Annotated in this window: 2 protein-coding genes; both read left to right on the top strand. The window is 44.4% G+C overall.

Annotated features, from left to right (window positions below):
* Positions 1-517, top strand: a 517-nt coding sequence (locus J6I68_RS13895; RefSeq protein ID WP_292221196.1) for an amino acid ABC transporter ATP-binding protein, incomplete at its 5' end; no start/stop codon positions are given.
* A 97-nt stretch (positions 518-614) separates the two neighbouring features.
* Complete coding sequence (locus J6I68_RS13890; protein WP_292221195.1) at positions 615-1,463, top strand: transporter substrate-binding domain-containing protein; 849 nt, start codon at positions 615-617, stop codon at positions 1,461-1,463.
* Positions 1,464-1,594 lie beyond the last annotated feature (131 nt).

The raw sequence follows: 1,594 nt of genomic DNA, 5'->3' as shown, positions 1-1,594 counted from the left end.
TGAGATAGCAGAAATAAGGAAAAAGACAGGCTTTGTTTTCCAGAACTACAACCTCTTTGCCAACAAGACAGTTCTTGGAAATGTGACCCTGGGACTTACTTCCGCAAGGAAGGTTTCAAAGGCTGACGCAGAGAAAAAAGCTATGGACGTCCTTACCAAAGTCGGAATGGCAGAGTTTAGGGACTACTATCCAAGCCAGTTGTCCGGCGGTCAGCAGCAGAGAGTAGCAATAGCAAGGGCCCTTGCCACAGATCCCAGCATTATCTTTTTTGACGAGCCTACATCGGCCCTTGATCCGCAGCTTACGGCAGAGGTTCTTGAAGTTATGAGGGAGCTGGCAAAAGAGGGCATGACCATGGTAGTTGTGACCCACGAGATCTCTTTTGCAAAAGAGGTATCAACCCATGTGGTGTTCATGGCAGATGGAAATGTGGTGGAAGAAGGCAGCGCTGCTGAGTTCTTTGAACATCCCAAAATGGATCGCACAAAAGAGTTCTTGCGTTTGACCAATAATTGATGTATTATACACGAAATAATTGTGTAAAATATTTGCGGCAGTGGAGGTGCTTTGTTTCGCTCCATGAGTCCGCATACAGTAACGAGGAGGAATTATTATGAAGAAGAAATTAGCTATGTTACTTACAGCAGTACTTATGACTGCATCCATCACAGCTTGTGGAGCAGCAGGTAGTACAGAGGCTCCTGCTGAGACTGCTGATAGCACTCAGGCTGAGGCACCTGCAGGCGAGGATCACCTTGCTCGCATCAAGGCAGCAGGCAAGATCACAATCGCAACAGAAGGCGTTTGGGCGCCATTTACCTATCACGATGAGACAACAGATGAGCTTGTTGGATTTGACGTTGAGGTTGCAGCAGCAATCGCAGAAAAGCTCGGTGTTGAAGCTGATTTTAAGGAGGTGGCTTTTGACGGCGGTCTTACAGGTGTAACAACCGGAACTTTCGATATGATGGCCAACGGTGTTGATGTTACAGATGATAGAAAAGAGACTTACGACTTTACAGAGGCTTATGCATATGACCACGCTGTAGTTGTAACTCTTGCATCAAATAACGACATCACTTCATTCGATGACTTAAATGGCAGGACAACTGCTAACTCGGCTGGTTCAACCTATGAGGCTATGGGCAAGGAGCACGGCGCTACAGTATCTAACGTTGATACTCTGGGCGAGACCATGACACTGGTTCTCAACGGAACAGTTGATGCTACTATCAATGCCAACACTTCAGCTCAGGACTACTTCAACACAACAGGAACAACTGAGCTCAAGGTTGCAGCAACAGATCCTGAGGTTACAATGTATGCCATTCCTCTGGCAAAGGGAGCAGACAATGATTCTCTTCGCGAAGAGATCAACAAGGCTATTGCAGAGCTTAGGTCAGAAGGTAAGCTCAAAGAGATCTCAGAGAAGTATTTCGGAGCAGATATAACCTCAGATTGATATTTCTTTAGTATTAGGACTTGATTTAATTTAATATTGTTGCTATATTATACATAAAATGTATAAATATACAGAATTTATGTATAAAACAGGAGGAGAAAATTATGAAGAAGAAATTTTTATCAGCCTTT

It is taken from the genome of Butyrivibrio sp., from assembly GCF_017940685.1.
GTDB lineage: Bacteria > Bacillota > Clostridia > Lachnospirales > Lachnospiraceae > Butyrivibrio.
This window is presented reverse-complemented; position numbering and strand designations above follow the sequence as displayed.

Coding starts and splice junctions, on each gene's coding strand:
- J6I68_RS13890 (WP_292221195.1), top strand. CDS start 615: ATGAAGAAGAAATTAGCTATGTTACTTACAGCAGTACTTATGACTGCA.